Origin of the sequence: Pseudomonas sp. LFM046 (assembly GCF_000949385.2) — a bacterium.
Taxonomy (GTDB): Bacteria; Pseudomonadota; Gammaproteobacteria; order Pseudomonadales; family Pseudomonadaceae; genus Metapseudomonas.
On the sequence record NZ_JYKO02000001.1, the window covers coordinates 3,444,219 to 3,461,605 of the forward strand.

12 protein-coding genes are annotated in these 17,387 nt (G+C 65.2%); 3 read left to right on the forward strand and 9 right to left on the reverse strand.

Annotation, left to right across the window (positions count from 1 at the left end; genetic code table 11):
* Positions 1-374: 374 nt before the first annotated feature.
* A complete protein-coding gene (locus tag TQ98_RS15770; RefSeq protein ID WP_044874308.1) occupies positions 375-1,085 on the reverse strand; it encodes a lipoate--protein ligase in 711 nt (236 codons plus the stop codon).
* Between the two features lie 323 nt (positions 1,086-1,408).
* Here TQ98_RS15770 and TQ98_RS15775 point away from each other — a divergent pair, with 323 nt between their 5' ends.
* Both TQ98_RS15775 and TQ98_RS15780 read left to right on the forward strand, forming a co-directional pair.
* Positions 1,409-3,295 carry a multicopper oxidase domain-containing protein gene (locus TQ98_RS15775; protein ID WP_103102985.1) on the forward strand — a complete coding sequence of 629 codons (1,887 nt, stop codon included), beginning with the start codon at positions 1,409-1,411 and terminating at the stop codon, positions 3,293-3,295.
* Between the two features lie 37 nt (positions 3,296-3,332).
* Positions 3,333-4,001: an SCO family protein gene (locus TQ98_RS15780; RefSeq protein WP_044874307.1), complete on the forward strand. Its 669-nt coding sequence runs from the start codon at positions 3,333-3,335 to the stop codon at positions 3,999-4,001.
* 133 nt (positions 4,002-4,134) lie between these two features.
* Here the strand turns inward: TQ98_RS15780 and TQ98_RS15785 are convergent, their stop codons facing one another.
* The 8 genes from TQ98_RS15785 to TQ98_RS15820 all read right to left on the reverse strand — a co-directional run bounded on the left by TQ98_RS15785 (position 4,135) and on the right by TQ98_RS15820 (position 15,762).
* Positions 4,135-4,884, reverse strand: coding sequence for a class I SAM-dependent methyltransferase (locus TQ98_RS15785; RefSeq protein ID WP_044874306.1), 750 nt, complete (start codon positions 4,882-4,884; stop codon positions 4,135-4,137).
* Between the two features lie 119 nt (positions 4,885-5,003).
* Positions 5,004-6,158 (reverse strand): MalM family protein, encoded by a 1,155-nt coding sequence (locus TQ98_RS15790; protein WP_044874305.1) that lies wholly within the window; start codon positions 6,156-6,158, stop codon positions 5,004-5,006.
* Positions 6,158-7,750 (reverse strand): outer membrane protein transport protein, encoded by a 1,593-nt coding sequence (locus tag TQ98_RS15795; RefSeq protein WP_082073280.1) that lies wholly within the window; start codon positions 7,748-7,750, stop codon positions 6,158-6,160. Before TQ98_RS15795 ends, TQ98_RS15790 begins: the two co-directional genes overlap by 1 nt.
* Positions 7,751-7,768: 18 nt before the next feature.
* Positions 7,769-8,743: a flagellar protein FilC gene (locus tag TQ98_RS15800; RefSeq protein WP_103102986.1), complete on the reverse strand. Its 975-nt coding sequence runs from the start codon at positions 8,741-8,743 to the stop codon at positions 7,769-7,771.
* A 68-nt stretch (positions 8,744-8,811) separates the two neighbouring features.
* A complete protein-coding gene (locus TQ98_RS15805; protein ID WP_044874303.1) occupies positions 8,812-9,573 on the reverse strand; it encodes a C39 family peptidase in 762 nt (253 codons plus the stop codon).
* An 84-nt stretch (positions 9,574-9,657) separates the two neighbouring features.
* Positions 9,658-10,110 carry a DUF6160 family protein gene (locus TQ98_RS15810; RefSeq protein WP_044874302.1) on the reverse strand — a complete coding sequence of 151 codons (453 nt, stop codon included), beginning with the start codon at positions 10,108-10,110 and terminating at the stop codon, positions 9,658-9,660.
* A gap of 229 nt (positions 10,111-10,339) precedes the next feature.
* Entirely contained in the window at positions 10,340-13,051 is a 2,712-nt protein-coding gene (locus TQ98_RS15815) for a LuxR C-terminal-related transcriptional regulator (RefSeq protein WP_044874301.1), read from the reverse strand.
* Complete coding sequence (locus tag TQ98_RS15820) at positions 13,048-15,762, reverse strand: LuxR C-terminal-related transcriptional regulator (protein ID WP_103102987.1); 2,715 nt, start codon at positions 15,760-15,762, stop codon at positions 13,048-13,050. Before TQ98_RS15820 ends, TQ98_RS15815 begins: the two co-directional genes overlap by 4 nt.
* 164 nt (positions 15,763-15,926) lie before the next feature.
* Here TQ98_RS15820 and pabB point away from each other — a divergent pair, with 164 nt between their 5' ends.
* Positions 15,927-17,276: an aminodeoxychorismate synthase component I gene (gene pabB, locus TQ98_RS15825; RefSeq protein WP_044874300.1), complete on the forward strand. Its 1,350-nt coding sequence runs from the start codon at positions 15,927-15,929 to the stop codon at positions 17,274-17,276.
* Positions 17,277-17,387: the final 111 nt, after the last annotated feature.

Below are 17,387 nucleotides of genomic sequence, written 5' to 3' on the forward strand. Positions count from 1 at the left end.
GAGGTGACAACTGCCGTAGGGTGGATGTCGCTTTTCACATCCACCTGCGGGTCCGGGCCCGGCACCGACGGTGGATCGATGAAGCGTGATCCACCCTACAGGTGCGCACCACCTCGGGGCTGGGTCTAGCCGGCGAACTTCGGACAAAAAACGCAGGCAAAAAAAGACCCGGCAATTTGCCGGGTCAATAACCGTGATTAGCCTGATGAGGAGATAATCTGATGAGTCCGAAATCTGGGCTTGTCAGCTTATCCAGCTGGCCGCGAGGCCAGTGATTTGGATAATAATGATTCTCATTTTTCAGTCAAGCGATTTATGTTCGCAGATGTGAATAAATTCCATTTGCCGCCCCCCACTGCAACTCCCCTCCCCGTTCATCCCAGTTCCAACCCGGCCTCGGCCAGGGTGCGTCGATAGCAATCCCGCAACGGATCCAGCCGACTCCAGACCTCACCCACGCATTCATCCAGGGCAATGTGGCTGCTGGCGCGGCAACGCTTGTCCAGGCTGCAGCCCTCATAAAAAGCGTTCACCACCGCAACCATGGGCTCGCGCTCGTTTTCCATCAGCACCGCGGCGTGAGCCAGGACCACATGGCGGCTGTCGTCGCGACGACGGCGCCAGCGCTGGGCGGTCCCCACCAGCTTGCGTGCGTCCAGGGTGACGTTGTAGCGGCCGTCGCAGAACGCGCCGTCCACCTCCCCCAGGCCGCCGTCCAGGCCCATACCGGCCAGCCAGTCGAGCATGGGTTGGCAAAGGCGCAGGTAGGCATGCTCGATGCGGGTCAGTTCACTTTCCCGAGGTGGCAAGGCGTAGACCAGGGCCACGTTGAGCACGGCTGGCGATTGCGGAACCGGCTCGCCACCACTGTCCCGCAGGGCGATGGGCCAGCCCAGTGCCGCGCATTCGGCCTCGGCCGCAGCGAAGCCGGCCAGGCGGCTCATCCGCTGTGGCATCACCAGCGCCGCCTCGGTCGGTCGCCAGAGCAGCAGCCCGCACTCCTGCTCGCCTTGCTGGACACGGTCCAGAAGCTGCCGCTCCGCATCCAGCCCTTCGGTCGCGGTAAAACGTGAAATCCGGTGCATGGGGCCTCCCGCACAGTGTCAAATTCCCAGCAATCCTCAATAACCCAGGATTTGCCTCAATAACCCATTAATCTGCTTGCGCTTTCCTACCGTTCATTACCCTGCTTGCACCGCCAGTCCGCCAGAGCGGTTTTTCATCCGGGTGAATGATGGCACCTGGACCTCAGGTCCTATAGGTTTGTGCCTACCTGTTTCGCGAGTGTGGTACAGGCTTGCACCGGCATTCATTCCAGAGCCAGAAAGGCCGACCGGTGCGAGCTGCTCCCGAGGCGGTTAGAGCGATCGAAATCTCACTGCTAATCAAGCTGTGGAGGACCGCAGCCGTGAAGACCTATCGCTCGATTTTCAGGGGAACTCTGCTCGTCGCCAGGAAAGCCGCAGACGGGCAACACCAACAACCAGAACAGTCCCTCGCCAACGCCAACCGCCGCACCTTCCTCAAATGGTCCGCTGCTGCCAGCGCCGTGCCGCTGCTGCTCGACGACCGTACCAGCCTGGCCAAGGACAGCGCTGATCCCTCGGACGTGCCCAGCCCGCGCACCACACCCTGGAAGGAATTCCTTCCCAACCAGATGACCCCGCTCAACCCGGTCAGCGTGTTGCACGGCGCCGACGGCGTCCAGGCCGTCACTCCCACCCTCACGGCAGACGCCGAGCACGGCGAGTGCGGGCGCAAGCCGCACCAGCGCTACGACCAGTTGGGCCTCGACCCGACCTTCTACGAAATCAATGTGGTGGAGCGTAGCTGGAAGGCCCACCCCGACCTGCCGGAAACCAAGGTCTGGAGCTACCGGGCCGATGACTCCACCCCCGAAAGCTTCAGCCCGGTGATCTTCGCCCGCTATGGCCAGCCGCTGGTTTGCCGCTTTCACTGCAAGCTGCCGAAGGACCACAAGGGCGTGGGCGTCCCTTACATTTCGGTGCACCTGCACAACCTGCACACCCCTTCGGAAAGCGACGGCTTTCCTGGCGACTTCTTCAGCGCCGAGAAGCAGGGCGTGACCCTGGACTTCAAGGGCGAGTACAAGGATCACTTCTACCCCAACGTCTACGCCGGCCTGGACGACATGCAGAACGGTGTCGGCGACTACCGCGAGGCCCTGGGCACCCTGTGGTTCCACGACCACACCTGGCAGGCCACCTCGCAGAACGTGGTGCGCGGGATGTTCGGCTTCTACATCCTCTTCGACCACCTGGACTCGGGCGACGAGAAGGACCCGAACCCCGACGCCCTGCGCCTGCCCAGCTACCCGTACGACTACATGCTGAGCTTCAACGACATGCGCTTCGACGCGAAGGGCCAACTGGTCTTCGACCGCTTCAGCCCCGACGGCACCCTGGGCGACAAGATTCTGGTCAACGGCAAGATCGAGCCGGTGCTGCGGGTGGCCCGGCGTAAATATCGCCTTCGCCTGCTGAACGCCGGCCCGTCGCGCTTCTACGAGTTCTACCTGAACGACAGCAAGGGCAAGGCGCAGACCTTCACTTACATCGCCAACGACGGCAACCTGCTGCCGGCGCCCATCCGCAACATGGGCAAGGTGCGCCTGGGCGTCGCCGAACGGGCGGACCTGGTGGTGGACTTCTCGAATTACCCCATCGGCACCGAGCTGTTCCTCACCAACCGCCTGGTGCAGGACGACACCCGCGGGCCGGACAAGGTGGACGGTGCCGGTACCCGGGTGCTCAAGCTGCTGGTGGACCGCGATCCTCCGGAGCAGGACCTGAGCCACGTGCCCGACGTGCTGCGGCCGTTGCGCCCGCTGTGCGACGCCGAGATCGCCAAGGCCAAGGTCCGTCGCTGGGTGTTCGACCGCAAGGGTGGAGAGTGGTCGGTCAATGGCAAGCCGGAAGACATCCTTGAGAGCAGCGCCAAGATCAAACGAGGTGAGTCGGAGATCTGGGAGCTGGTCAACGAGAGTGGCGGATGGCAGCACCCGGTGCACATCCACTTCGAGGAAGGCCGCATCCTCAGCAAGGCGGTCAAGGGCATACCGGTAGCGATTCCGGTACACGAACGAGGGCGAAAGGACGTCTTTGTGCTCGGCAAGGACGAAACGGTCAGGGTGTTCCTGCGTTTCCGCGACTTCACCGGCAAGTACGTCATGCACTGCCACAACGTGATCCACGAGGACCACGGCATGATGCTGCGCTGGGACATCGAGGACGACACCCCGCCGGAGCCGCCAGCCGGGTGCAGCGTCAGCTGAGCCGGAACCCACCCTCGATCGTTACTGGAGATGCCAGATGAACACTCGCAGAAACCTGCTGTTCGGCGCCGGTGTGGCTGCCGCGGGCCTGGCTACGCTGGGCACCGGCCTCTTGGGCCGCAACTGGAGCGCCCCGGAACCCGAATACGCCGAAGGCGACAGCGTTGGCGCCCGTCACTTCCCCAACGTCACGCTGTACACCCACCTGGGCAGGCGCGTGAAGCTCTACGACGACCTGGTGCGCGACAAGGTGGTGGCCTTCAACATGATGTACACCCTGTGCGGCGGCCTCTGCCCCACCATGACCGCCAACCTGCGCGGCACCCAGAAGCTCCTGGGCGACCGCGCGGGCCGGAATGTCTTCATGTACTCCCTCACCCTGCAGCCGGAACTGGATACCCCGGAAATCCTTCGGGAATACGCCGAGTCCCATCATGTCGGGCCGGGCTGGCTGTTCCTCACCGGCGATCCGGCCGACCTGGACAAGCTGCGCCGCCGGCTGGGCTTCTACGACCCGGACCCGGCCATCGATGCCGACCGCACCACCCATATCCGCATGGTGCGCATCGGCAACGACAGGTTCGACCAGTGGACCATGGCTTCCGCCCGCTCCCATCCCGAGCAGCTGGTGGCCGCGATCAACATGGTGGATCGGTCGGTGGACTTCACCTCATGGAATGGCAAGGACGGGAGCTGGCCAGCGTAGACCGATGCCCATGAAAAGCCTTGTCGGAGCGATTTCCATCGCGAAGGGCCGCAGCGCGGTCCCCATTGGCGGGACAGGACTGCGTGCCTGAATCGCGAATGAATTCGCTCCCACAGCTAGCTGATTTACGGCCTCAGGCAACCCGCCCCAGATTCACTGTCAGCGGCCAGCTCACCCGCCGGGTGCTGGCCGGATCGCCCCAGGCTCGCTGGAACCGGTCGCGAAGCGGGTCGATGGGGTTCTTGCCGTGGGTCGCCAGGTAGGTGGCCGTGGCCGACCAGCTCTCCAGGTAGCCCAGCAGCCGCGTGAGGTCCCAGTCGGCGTCCAGGGTGAAAGGTGGCACCTCGATGCGCTCGAACGGGAATGGCAGGGTGCGATAGCCCTGCTCCACGTGCCTGCGCTCCTCGGCCCAATAGGGGCCGAGGATGTCGTGGTAGAGATAGTCGACCAGCGCATCCACCTCGGGGGAGATGTTCGAGTTGTTGTACGAGATCACCGCCAGCAGTCCACCCGGCCGGCTCACCCGCCGCACTTCCGCGTAGAAGCGGTCCAGGTCGAACCAGTGCAGGGCCTGGGCCACCAGGGTCAGGGCGACGCTGCCGCCGGCCAGGGAGGTCTGCTCCGCCGGTTCGCAACGGTAGTCGATATTGGGCGCCGGCTCGACCCTGGCCAGTTGCTGGGCGCTGATGTCGGTGCCCACCACCTGTTGGAAATGCCGCGCCAGGTCCTGGGTAGCTTGCCCGGTGCCGCAACCGCAGTCCCAGGCCAGGGAGAGGTCCGGCGCCTGCTCGCTGAGCCAGGTGATCAGTGCGGGATCGTAGGTGGGACGGCTGGCGCGGTAGGCGTCGGACTGGCGGGTGAAGAGCGCTCGGGTATCGGACATGGTGGGCAATCCGCTTCTGGTCGCTGGGGTTGCCAGCATAGCGCGGCCTGAAGTTGTGGGGCTTCCTGTGGGGCAAATTCAGTCGCCCCCACAGGAAGCCCCCGGCGATTCGGCGTCGCTCACTTCACGATCGCCAGCTCGAACGAGCCCTGGTCGCTGTGTTCATGCACCTGCATGCCCGCATCGCTCAGGGCCAGGTCCTGCAGGGGGCGTTTGTAGGGTTTGTTGTCCAGCGTGTGCAGGCTGCGGTCTTCGTCGGTGGTGAGCAGCAGCACGTAGCGCTCCCCCTGGTTGGCGCGGACCTGCACGGTGCCTTCGATGTAGGCGTAGCGGTACCAGGTTTCGCCGTGCAGCTGGTAGACGGCATCGCTCACCAGACGCGTTGGGCGCTTGGCTTCGTCGAGGAACAGCAGCGAGGGATAGACCACCTGCTGGTTGGCGAAGCTGCGGATGCGCAGGCCGTAGCTGTGCTGTGACCTCGGCAGCTTCAGGGCGCTGTAATAGCTGCGCCCCATGGGGAACTCGAAACTGGGGGACAGCTTGTTCAGCTCCTCGTAGCGCGGCTCGGCCGCGGACACCTCGGTGAAGGCGTCGTCCGGCAACTGGCCGCAGCACTGGTCCACCAGGTTCTGGTAAAGCGCCTCAACCGGCTCCTCGCTGCCCTCCAGCAGTGCCTTCATCGCGGCAGTGGGCTGGCCGTCCAGGGACGGTAGCTGCGCCGCCTTGCGCTTGAACTCCATCTCGCGGGACTCGGTGTAGGCGATGGGGCCGGGGGCTTCTTCGCCCGGCTCTTGCTTGCCCCGCGCCGGCACGGGTGAGTTGTGGGTGCGGCCCTGCTCGTCCACCCAGGTGAAGTAGGCCGCCCCTTGCTCCGGACGCGAGTAGCCACGCCCCTGGAGCACGTCCGAATCGATGTATTCCGAGGAGTTCTGGCCATTGGGCAGGACGAACTGCCGTTCCCCGGAAGGCACCTGGCCGCCCGCGTAGAAGCTGTTCTGCAGGTTGCCGCTGGCATCCACCCAGGTGAAGTAGCGACGCTTGCTTTCACCGGCCTTGGCGCTGCCGGGCCATTGGGTGCCGTCAGTGTCCCGCAGGCGCGCCTGGTCGCTCTGGACAATGCGTTTGGCCGCCTGGCGCTGCTGCTCGCTGTAGCGGCTGTCGACGAAGGTGTTGTGCACCCTGCCCTGGTCGTCGATCCAGGTCAGGTAGCGGCCATTGCTGGCGTGGGCGGCGCCAGCGAGGCTCAGGGCGATCAGGAGGATGGGCGCTTTCATCAGAAGGTCGTCTGGTAGGTCATGGCCAGGATGTAGGCCTTCACCGAGGTCTCCACGTTCAGCCCCGCGTAGGGGTTGTAGACCAGGTTGTCGATGCCGGTGCAGTTGAGGTTGCAGCTGGTGTCGGCCTTGGTGCTCTGCTTCGTGGTGAAGTAGTTGAAGCCCACATCGATATTGGTGTCCTTGTCCCAGCGATAGCCCAGGCCAAGGCCGTAGAGATGGGCGTCGCCGATGGGCGCCAGGACGTCGGCCCGGTCATCGGGAATCGCCGACGGGCGCCACTCGTAGCCCGCACGCAGGGCGAGGCGGTCGTTCCACTGGTACTGCATGCCCAGGGCCCAGCTCCAGGTATCGCGGTAGCCACGGTCAAGGATGATGCTGTGGTTGGTGGCCTTGCCGCCGCCGAAGTTCTTGGCGATGCGCAGCAGGTCCAGCTCGCGGTCGAACTCGATCTCGAATTCGTTCCAGTCGCTGTAGCCGCTCCATTTCAGGTCGACGTTGAACTGCCAGCGCTCGAAGGGCTTGATCTTGATGCCGGTGGAGAAGTTGTCCGGGTAGGTCATGTCGAGGGAGGCGTTGCCCATCTCTTCGTCGACGTTGCCCAGCGGGAACAGCGGACTGAGGACCTGGCCGAACAGGGATGACTGCATGCCGGACCAGAAGCCCTGCCATTCCTTGCTGTAGTCCACCCGGTACTTGCCCTGCAGGTGCATCCGCGCCTCGCTCTGGTAGGTCGCCCCCCAGGCGAACCAGTCGGTGGGCTCCCAGAGGACGCCGATGTTGTAGGTGGGCGACAGCGACTGCTGCAGGTCCAGGTCCATGTTGGCCAGGGTGTCGAAGGGGCCGATCTTGCCGCCGCAGACGTTGATCAGCCCGGAGATCACCTCTCCCATTCCGGGCAGGCAGAGGAACTCGTTGAACAGCCGGGTCAGGCCCGTGAGGAAGCCAGGGTTGCGGAAGTCCTGGTTCAGCGCCATGGCCTGGTGGGAGAAGCCGATGGACAGCCCCAACGCCAGTTGGTCGTTCATCTGGTAGCCGACGGAGGGCGAGAAGTAGGTGATGCGCTGCAGGGCCACTTCGCGCCCCTGGTAGCGCGCCGGATCGCTGTCGGAATCCCGCGAGTAGCCCAGCGCCATGGGCGCATAGACGTTGGTGGCGAAGGTGAACTTGGAGCCCGGCGGATTGATCGACAGCCCGGCCAGTGGCGCGAACAGCACCGGCACTTCCGTCATGCCGCCCATGCCCGGCAGGTACATGGCGGGGGTCAGGGTGCGGCTGCTGGAGTTCTTCACCGGGTCGTCGTCAAAACCGAGGAAGCCGTAATCCTCCGGCGCCTCGAACTTGGCGCGGATATCCATCACCCCAGTGAGAAACTTCACCGTGGTCTGGCGGCCCTTGAGCTTGGTCAGGGCGGCCGGGTTGTAGTGCACGGCGTCGATCCCGGAGGAGTCGGCGGTGATGGCATTGGCCATGGCCATGGCCTTGGGGTTGCCGATGGTCAGGTCGTTGGCCAGTTGTGCCTGGGCCAGCCCCGCCCAGCACAGACCGACCCCGACAATCGCCCGCACAAGCGGCGACAGATGAATGCTCATGAGGTGCTCTCTCGCCGGTTACTGGGCCTTGAGGCCTTTGATATCGAGGGGAAGTGAGAGTCCCAGGAGCACGTCCGGCGAGTCCTCGGTCATGCCGAAGCCGGCGTTGACGTTGACGATGTAGTCCGGTGACGTTCGCAAGCCGAGGGAGAAGTTCATCACCGCGCTGGTCTGCTCGGTGCCTTCCAGTTCGGTGTCGCTGAACTGGTAGGTCGGTTTCATCGTGTAGGCCATCTGGTAGGAGGTGGCGAGGGAGACGTCGTAGGACAGCGCGTAGGCGAAGCCCATGCTGAAGCTGAGGGTGTCGCCCGGCTCCACGTCCTCCAGCAGGCGCCCGCCGCGCACCTGATGAATGTCGTGCACCGGCAGGTTCCAGGTGTAGCCGAGGGAGCCGAAGAGCACGACCGGGTCGATCACATAGGACGTGTTGGCGCCCACGCCCAAGCTGTAATAGCCGTTACCGGTGGACAGGTCGTTGTCGGAGTTGATGTCGTACGGGCTTTCGCCGGTGGGCAGGCCAAGGGTGGCGAAAAGCGTGGTGACCGGCCGCCCGCGCGTGGAGGACCAGGGCTGCCAGCGCAGGGACGCGGAGACGTCGCCGAGGCTGTAGACGTTCATGTCGCGCTCGGTGTCGTACTTGGCGACGAAGGGCAGGCGCACGCTGAAGGTCAGGTTGTCCCACACCCCGTAGTCGAAGGTGAAGGAGTTGGTGAATGTGTGCTGCGCCTCGCTCTGGCCGACCACGCTGAAGACGTTGTTGCCGGTGCGGATGGTCTCGATCTGGGTGTCGCGCACCAGTGAGTAGTCGAACCCGTAGGTGAGCGTGCGCTCGCCCTTCTTCAGCAGGGTGTAGCTCTTCTCGGAAGCCTGGAAGACTTCTTCCAGCGCCTTGGCGCTGTCGGCGTCATCGTCCTTTTTGCTCAGCGCGTCACGCGCGTCGTCCACCGAGTTCTCCTCGGCCTGCAGCGGCAGACTGGTACAGAGCACCAGCATGGCCAGCCATGCGTATTCCCTTGGTCCCATGGTGCAATCCCCAGGTCTTTTCTTGTTATGTGCGGGTGTCACTTGCGACGGATGTAGCGGATGTCGCCTCCCGAGCTGAGTTCATCGAGTTCGTTTTCGGTGAACTTGGTGATCTGCGGAAACTCCTTGAACGCCAGCAGGCTGACGACGCGGTCATCCACCAGGCGCAGGTCGCGCTCGGTAAGGGCCATGGCGTTCTGTGGTTCGTTGCCCGTGGGGTAGATCACGAAGAGGACGTTCTGGTCCCAGACTTCCTCGAAGCGGGCACGGGTGAAGCTGATGTTGCCGAGGGCGGGGTCTGCGACGAACACGTGGTCGTTGTAGACGTCGCGCACCACCACGAAATGCTTGAAGCCGCCATAGTGGATCGGAACGATGGCCGGGTGCTCCAGGGCGTCGAGGTCGGCGAACTCGGCACGGAAGCCGCCGCTCTTGTAGCCCAGCGCGCCGACGAAGCGCTTCATGTCCAGCAGCGAGAAGCCCCGCCGTTCAACGATCTTGTCGGCCTCGCCGTAGCGCAGCAGGCCTTCCATCACCTGGCGTTCTTCCAGGTTCCGGCCGAGGTAATAGTCCAGCAGGCTGGTCAGGGCGGCCGAGCCGCAGCTGTAGTCGTAGGCCTGGCGGATGACGTTGCGGAACTGCAACTGGCTCATGGGCTCCACCACCGCCGTCTCGCGGTAGGGGCCATTGGGCACGAGCGGCTGGCTGATATTCACCGCCCCTTGCGGTTGCGGCTTGGTATCCACCGCCTGGGTGAAGCCGACCAGGCCCAGCAAACTGCCAACCAGGATTTCGATCATTGCCGTTCCGACTACAGGGCTTGCGGGAAAGGCCCCGTCAGCAGGGCTGACGGAGCTTTCCGGGTTGCGGGTTGAAGGCGTCTGTCAGTGACCCCAGACCTTGATGGTGGAGCCGGACATGTTCATGTTGTTGACGGCCAGGGAGCCGATGCTGGCGGAGCTGGCGTCGCCTACGCGGATGGCGCCGACCGCGAGCTGGCCGGTCATGGACGGCAGGCTGATCTGCAGTTTGTCGGTGCCGCCGGCGCCACCGTCGATGACGTCGATCTTCAGCGGGTCGCTGTCGAGGATGTCGAAGCCGGTGAAGGAGATGGTCTCCAGGCGCAGGGTACCGGTGGTGGTGGTGCCGCCGCTGGTTTCGGAGTCGGTGTAGACGACGCTGCCGATGCTGCCGTTGAAGCTACCGGAGATGCTGATGCCGTCCTGACCGGTCACGCCGGACAGAGCGGAATCGTCCATGGCCTTGAGGTCGGCCTGGGCCATGAACGGTGCAGCGAGCACAGCAGCGGCCAGAGCCAGTTGTTTGAAGGTTTTCATTCTTTTTATCTCCAAAGTTCACAGGTGGGTTTGCCCCAGGGCCTGCCGCCGACTCCTGTCGGCGGCAGTTGGACCGGCTCACGCCGATCTCCAGGCCGGACGCTGCTTCCCTAGGCGCACCCGGCGAGGATTCGCGAAGCACCGTGCTTCTCGACCTGGGAACAAAGCTACTGACCCCCTCCCCCGCTGCCAGCCCATCCAAGGGATGGAGGCAGAGGGGCACCCCACCTCAGGCCTCGCTCAGGAGGCCCAGACTCTTGCCCTTCAGAACGGCCTGCGTCCGGCTGCGTACGCCGAGCTTGGCGAACAGGTTGTGCAGGTGCCACTTGATGGTGGCTTCGGACAGGTGCACGGCCTGGGCGATGTCTCGGTTGGACAGGCCCGCCGCCACATAGCGCAGGATTTCCCGTTCGCGGTGGCTAACATCTTGATTTTCATCGAAAGTTTCAGGGTCCATGGCCAGCCGGCGGCATTGCTCGCGCAAGGCCTCGGCCACGCCTTCCCAGGCGCTTGCGCGCTTGGGCTCGGCAGCGCGCCAGGCATCCCACATCGGCAGCAGCCAGAGCGCATCGTCCTGGAACAGGCGGCGATAGCCACGATGCCAGGCTTCTTCCAGCGTGTTCTGGAACAGGGTGAAGGCCTTTTCGCTGTTACCTTTGCGCCAGTACGCCACAGAAAGTAACAACGACAGGCGCAGGCGGCGGTCGCGCTGATGCGCGTCCTGCTGCCGTGCCAGGCAATTCTCCAGGCTGGCCTGGGCCCGCTCCGGGCGGCGTTCGGTCAGGGCCAGGCGCGCCTCGGTCAGGGCCAGCACCGTGTGGGCATCGGAGTAGCGCTCCAGCGGCAACACCGCCAGATGCTGCTGCAGTTGCAGGCAGATGCGTTCGGCCTCGTTCGGGCGGCGCAGCCAGAGCAGGAACTGCACCTTGCAGGCCATGCCGTGGGCGAAGACGCGCTCATAACCGGCGCCCTGCAGGCCAGCCAGCCATTCGTCGAGTTGGGCCAGGGCCTGTTCCGGTTCGCCGGCGAAGAAGCGCGCACGCGCCATCACCAACTGGCCGCGACTGATCAGCTCGACCGGCGTCGCCACATCGCGCCAGGTAGTAGCGAGCGGCAGTTCGGCGAGGATGGCGGCCTGGCGATCCTGTTCGTACAGCAGGTCGGCGTAGGCCAGGGCCAGGGGCCCGCCCACCCGGCTGCGCCGGCCGAATACCCGTTCCACCCGCGCCCGGGCGGTCTCGGCGATGGCACGGCCGCGCTCCAGTTCGCCGCTTTCCTTGGAGATCAGTGCCTCGATCAGGCTGGTCATCACGTGCAGGTATTCGCTGTCCACCAATTTCAGGTTGTCGCGGGCCACGGCGATGGCTTTCGACGCCTCGCCGAACTCGCCCATCAGCGCATAGGCCGCCGCCTGCACACAGGCCAGGCTGGCACGGAACACCGGCTGGTTGTCCGGCACCATGGCCAGCCACTGGCGCGCGACCTTCAGGCAGCTTTCCAGCTTGTCCTGGTAGAGCATCACCAGGGCCTTGAGCACCTGGGACGCTGCCAGCAGCTCGCCCAGGCCGAAATGAAGGATCTTGCCGCGCCCTTGCAACAGGCGCGTGTTGACTTCCTCGATCAGCGCCTCGGACTCGGCGAATCGCTGCTCGAAGGCCAGTTGCCAGGCGTAGAAGATCTGGAACACCGGATGTTCCCGGATCACCTCGGCCGGCACGTCCTTGAGCATGGAGAGGATGCCGTAGACCCGGTTGCCGGCGATCAGCCGCGCACCCTGACGCTCCAGCAGCGCAGCGGCGAAAGCGAAGTCGCGGCCACGCAGGGCGTACTTGATGGCGCGGTCGGGCAGGTCGTGCCCCTCGCACCAACGGGCGGCGGCGTGCAACAGCGTGGCCGGATCGGTCCGCCGTGCCAGCCGGCCCTGGAGAAACTCGGCGAACAGGTGGTGGTAGCGGAACCACTCGCCCTGCTCATCCAGGGGAATGACAAAGAGCTGCTCCCGCTGCAGGCGCATGAGCATGTCCAGGCCATCGCGGCGGTCGGTCAGGGCGTTGCACAGGTCGGCGCAGAATTCGTCCAGCACCGACGTCTGTTCGAGGAATTGCTGCAGGGCCTGGGGCAGGCTCTCGAGTACGTCTTCAGTGAGGTAGTCGGCGATATTGCGCTCGGTGCCGCTGAGGCTGGCGAGGAAAGCGGCACGATCAGGGTGCCGCGCGAGGGCGAGGCTGGCCAGGTGCAGGGCGGTGATCCAGCCCTCGGTGCGCCCATGGAGCAGGCGCGCTTCGGCGGCGGTCAGCGGCAGTTGGCGTACCTCGCGGAAGTAAGCTTCGGTTTCCTCGAACGTCAGGCGCAGGTCCTCGGCTTTCAGCAGCAGGGATTCCGATTCGCTGAACAGGATGCGCGGGGTGAAACGGGTGCTGCTGATCAGGTGGACATTGCCCGGCAGGTTCTCGATCAGGTAGCGCGCGCCCTGGTCCAGGGCGACGTGGCGAATACGGTGGAAGTCGTCGAGGATCAGGTAGAGCTTGCCCTCGATGCGCTTGAGGTCGCCGATGAAGGCATCGATCACCGCTTCGATGGGCCAGCTCACATCGCCCTGCAGGAGGCCCACGGTGTTGCTGCCGAAGCCAGGCAGCACCGCATCCACCGCCGCCACCAGGTATTGCAGCAGGCGCTGGGGCTCGCTGTCGGCCTCGTCGCAGGAGAGCCAGGCCACCCGATTGCCTTCGGCCTGCAGCCGCTGGCGGAACAGGCTGAGGGCCGTGCTTTTGCCGAAGCCGGCCGGGGCGCTGAGGACCAGCACCCGAAGGTCGCGGGCGGCATGCATTCGCTCGATCAGGGCGCGGCGCGGCAGCACCGGACGGCCCCCGGCGTCCGCCGGGTACAGCTTGGTGAGCAGCATGGGGGTCTGTTGCGGTCGGATCAGGGAGAGGTCGTTCATGTGTCGAGCAGCCCCAGCTCGCGGGCGCGGCGGATCGCCTGGGTCCGGTTACGCACCTTGAGCTTTTCGTAGATGTTGTGCAGGTGCCATTTCACAGTCCCCAGCGCCAGGGCGAGCTGTTGACCGATCTCTTCGTTGGACATCCCCCGGGCGGCCAGGCAGACGACCTCCCGTTCGCGATCGGTGAGGCCCTCTTCCAGCACGTCCTGCGACTTGCGCGCGTCCTGCCCCGGCCAGAGGGCCAGCAGGTCACGGATAAAGCCCTGCAGTGCCGGCTGGCGTTCCGCCGACTCCAACTGCTGGAGCAACTGGCGAATGGCTTCGCCCTCTTCGATGAAGAGGCTGCGCACCCCTTCCCGCTCGGCGCTGAGCAGGCATTGCACCAGCAGGCTCTGGGCCCGTTCCTGGTAGCCCAGACGCTGGTAGCTGAGGGCCGCCAGCAGGTCCAGACGCAGCCGAGGCAGCCCGTGCCAATTGGGCTGTAGCTTGCCGCGCAGTTGGGTGATCTCGTGCAGCGCCTCGCTGAAATGGCCGCGCGCTTGCTGCAGGCGCACGCGAATCAGCCCCTGCATCCAGATCGCGGAATGGGCGCCGTGCTGACTGCTGCCGTTGGCCAGCTTGTTCCAGTCCACGCCCTTGAAGCGCTGCTCGGCGCGCTTGACGCGGTCGGTGCCGGGCTCCTGCAGGATCAGCGAGATCTCGTCAGCCACCGCCCGCGCGTAGTAGCGCCAGGACTGGTTGCGCGCGGCGAGGTTCTGCATCAGCACCAGGGTGGCCTGGGCTTCCTTGGTCTTGTCGCGCATCCGCTGGATGCGGGCGAGGAAGAGCATCCCCTGGGCATAGATGTCGATGGGGCGAATGACGTCGATATGGCTCAGTGCAGTGCCCAGGCGCTCTTCCAGGCCGTCGAGGCGGCCCTGCTGGTAGGCGATCAGGGATTCGACGATCACCGGCAGCGCCATGGCCCGCGACTTCTCCCCCAGGTGGGGGGTGACCTGGGCGCGCATCTGCTCGAAGAGCATCCGCGCCTGCTTCACCTGGCCCTGCTCCAGAGCGAGGAGGATTTCCACGTTGGCCAGCTGCATGTCGAGGTAGTGGCCTTCGAGGAAGTGGTTGCGCTGCTGGGCCAGGGCCAGGAGGCGGCGGGCGTGGTCCGGCTGGGCGAGCACCACCAGCGCCAGAGCGCCGATCACCAGGATGGCCACTTCGAGGAAGGCCTGATTGCGCCCGAGCTGGGCTTCCACCTTGCGGGCGATGCTGACGCAGAGTTCCAGGTCGTCCTTCTGCAGCGCGAGGGCGGCTTTCACCGCCAGGGTCGCCAGGTATTTGTCGCTGAGCGGGGACTCGGCACGGGTTCCGCCCCAGCGCGCCAGCAGCTCGTCGAGCATCTGGTTGGCTTCCGGCAAGGCCATCTCGGTGGTGCGGTTCCAGACATCGGCCAGCACCAGGATCGGGTATCGCTCGGCGATGTCGTCCGGCACCTTCTGCCGCCAGCGGTGAATCTTGTTCAACTGGCCACGGTTGATCAGCTCCAGGCCGCAACCATCCACCAGCGCGGCGAGCATTTCCGGGTCCTCGGCGAGGCTGGCGTGCTCGATGGCGAGGTTCTGCATGTGGTGGTTGGTGAACCAGAGGCTGGCATTGAAGTGCAGTTGCTTGAGGCGTTCCGGGTCGCGAGCCTTGAGGCGGCTGCGCAGGAAGTCGGCGAACAGGAGATGGAAGCGGTACCACTGGCGCTCCCGATCCAGCGGCAGGAGGAACAGCTGCATGGTTTCCAGCCGTTCCAGCAGGGCCTGGCCGTCCTGGCGGCCGGTCAGGGCATTGGCCAGGTCACCGCTGAGCTGGCTGGAGACGCCCAGGGCCAGCAGGGCGTCCTGCAGGTCGGCGGGCAACTGCTCGAAGACACTGGCGAGCAGGTATTGGCCCACCGTGGCCTGGTCGCTGCCCAGGCACTCCATCTGCAGGGTGGCCTGGGGCTGGTGACGGAGCCAGAGGCTCGCCAGCTGGACGCCTATCGCCCACCCTTCGGTATGGCTGTGCAGTGCGGCCAATGCGGCATCATCCAGTTCCAGGCCAGTGTGCGCGAGGTAGTCGCGGGTTTCTTCGACGGACAGGCGCAGTTCGTCGAGGCCGATCTCCAGGAGCCAGCCCTTGGCCCGCAGGGTGGCCAGGTTGAGCGGCGGCAGGGAGCGGCTGCCCACCGCCAGGCTGAAGCTGGCGGGAGCCAGACGCACCAGGCGGCCGAGGGCAGCGAAAAGTTCCGGGTCCTTCACCAGGTGCAGGTCGTCCAGCACCAGCAGCAACGGACCATTGAGACGGGCCAGGTCCACCAGCAGGCTTTCCAGCACGGCGTTGACCGGCACCTGCATGGTGTTCTGCAGGTAGCCCTGGGCGTAGTCACCCAGGCCGGGAACCGCGTCGCCGAGCGTCTTGATCAGGTGCTGGAAGAAGCGCGCCGGGTCATCGTCCTCTGCCTCGAGGGAAAACCAGGCCACGGCACTGCCGTCAGCGCGGCGCTGCTCGGCAAGGGCTGCGAGGGCGGTGGTCTTGCCGAACCCGGCAGGCGCCGAGAACAGCAGGAGACGGGCATGGGGATGGGCGGCCAATGCTGCCTGGACCGGAGGCCGGGGCAGGTAATCGGTGGATGCCTGGGGGGTGACGAGTTTGGAGCGCTGACGGCTGCCGGCCGCGGGGTTAAGGACTGCGTCCACTGCCTGAATCCCTATATCGTTATCGTTGTGGGACGGAGGTACTCCCCCGTGGGATTAGTACATAAGTATCAGAATGCTTTTCCCTCGTAAACTTTGGAAAAGGCTCTAGGATCGACACTGCAGGCAGACTAGAATCCGCCCTTGCATCTCGCCCGCACCTCCCTATGCCCGACTGCCATCTGCACGCCCTTCCCTATCACGAATCGCCCTGCGAACGCTTCGCCCTGGTCCGCCAGGCAAGTGGCGCCGTGTTGCTGGACGCTGGTCGCCCGGTCGCCGACCGTGGACGCTATGACCTATTCAGCGCCTGGCCATTGGCAGAATTTGCAGCAGCGCCGGGCGAATCGGCCAACGACTTCGCGGGACGCCTTCGGGGGGCCCTCGCGGGCCTTGGCGAAGCCGGCCTGCCGGCGGGAATCGAGCTGCCGTTCGTCGGCGGGTTGATCGGTTACCTGTCCTACGATTTCGGTCGCCGGGTGGAGCATCTGCCCGACCAGGCCATCGATGACCTGCAACTGCCGGATGCACGGCTCGGCCTCTACGCCTGGGCCCTGATCACCGATCACCAGGCGCGTACCAGCCAGTTGGTCTTCCACCCGAAGCTGGCGGCAACCGAGCGCCAGCGCCTGATCACCCTGTTCAGCGAACCGGCCCAGGCACCGGCCGGACCGTTCCGCCTGCGTGCACCCTTCAGCGCCAACCTGCAGGAAAGCCAGTACCGCCAGGCCATCGAGCGGGTGCAGGCATACATCCAGGCTGGCGATTGCTACCAGGTGAACTTCACCCAGCGCTTCCAGGCGCCCTGCGAGGGCGATCCCTGGACCGCGTATCAGGCCCTGCGCCGTGCTTGCCCAACGCCCTTTGCGGGTTACCAGGCCTTGGCCGAGGGCGGCGCCATCCTCAGCCTGTCGCCGGAGCGTTTCATCAAGGTCAGCCAGGGCCAGGTGGAGACCCGTCCCATCAAGGGCACCCGGCCCCGGGGACGCACCGCGGATGAAGACCGCGCCCAGGCAGAAGAACTGCTGGCCAGCCGCAAGGACCGCGCCGAGAACCTGATGATCGTCGACTTGCTGCGCAACGACCTGGGGCGCAGTTGCGCCATCGGCTCGGTGCGGGTGCCGGAGCTCTTCGCCCTGGAGAGCTACCCCAATGTGCATCACCTGGTCAGCGCCATCACCGGCCGCCTGGCGGCGGACAAGGACGCACTGGATCTGATTACCGGCAGCTTCCCCGGTGGGTCCATCACCGGTGCGCCGAAGATCCGCGCCATGCAGATCATCGACGAGCTGGAGCCCACTCGCCGCTCGATCTACTGCGGCTCCCTGCTCTATCTCGACGTACGCGGCGAGCTGGACAGCTCCATTGCCATCCGCACCGTGCTCGTGAAGGACGGCCAGGCCAGTTGCTGGGGTGGCGGCGGCATCGTCGCCGACTCCGACTGGCAGGAGGAGTACAAGGAGTCGATCACCAAGGTGAAGGTGCTGATGCAGACGCTGGAGGGGATGGACTCCTGATTCGGGGGCGGTACGTCCTTGTAGGGGCGAATTCATTCGCCCCTACAGGTTCCGAGCACGCTGAAACCAGAAAATGAAAAAGCCCGCATTCGCGGGCTTTTTCATGGGCAC